General features: G+C 63.6%; 1 protein-coding gene. It reads right to left on the reverse strand.

Going from position 1 to position 902, the window contains the following annotated elements:
* Positions 1-902 (reverse strand): calcium-binding protein (locus AC1D29_RS29530; RefSeq protein WP_477904338.1); only part of this gene is annotated, 902 nt, incomplete at both ends.

Below are 902 nucleotides of genomic sequence, written 5' to 3' on the forward strand. Positions count from 1 at the left end.
GTTGAAGGTGATCCTGTCGGTCGTACCGGCAATGCTCAGCTCCAGCGCGTTGTTGTTGCCGCCCCAGTAGGTGTCGTAGGCCTGCTTGACCGTGACATCCGCGGGCGCTACGCCGGCCTTGAACTGCAGCGTGTTGACATTGCCGCCGGTGTTGTAGCCGAAGTACACACGGTCCTGACCGTCACCGCGGCCGAACAGGATGGTGTCGCTGCCGTAGCCGTCGCGCAGCGTGTCATTGCCGGCACCGCCGTCCAGCAGATCATCGCCGTAGCCGCCCTCCAGCGAATCATCGCCAGTGCTGCCAGTCAGCTCGTCGTTGCCGTCACCGCCCGCCAGCGAATCATTGCCGTCTCCGCCGGAGAGCTGATCCACACCAGCGTCGCCAGACAGCGAATCGTTGCCATCGTCTCCGACCATGATGTCGGTGCCGTTGCCACCGTACATGGTGTCGTTGCCGCTGCCGCCGACGACCTGGTCATCGCCGTCGTCGCCCCATAGTGCGTCGTTGCCCGGTCCACCGTCGATGATGTCTTTGCCGCCGCCGCCGCCGATCGTGTCGTTGCCCAGGCCGCCACTGAAGTTGTCCGGAGCCAGCGTGCCGTGCACGTTGTCATCGCCATCCGTGAAGACCTGACTCTTGACGAGCAACGTCGCAATGTCCCACTCCGTGCCGTCGTCGAAGCGGACCTTTTGCAGCGTGTTGTAGACGTTGCCTGGGTCGTCTGCACGCAGGAAGCCGTTGAAGGTGATCCTGTCGGTCGTACCGGCAATGCTCAGCTCCAGCGCGTTGTTGTTGCCGCCCCAGTAGGTGTCGTAGGCCTGCTTGACCGTGACATCCGCGGGCGCTACGCCGGCCTTGAACTGCAGCGTGTTGACATTGCCGCCGGTGTTGTAGCCGAAGT

It is taken from the genome of Roseateles sp. P1_C6, assembly GCF_056406315.1.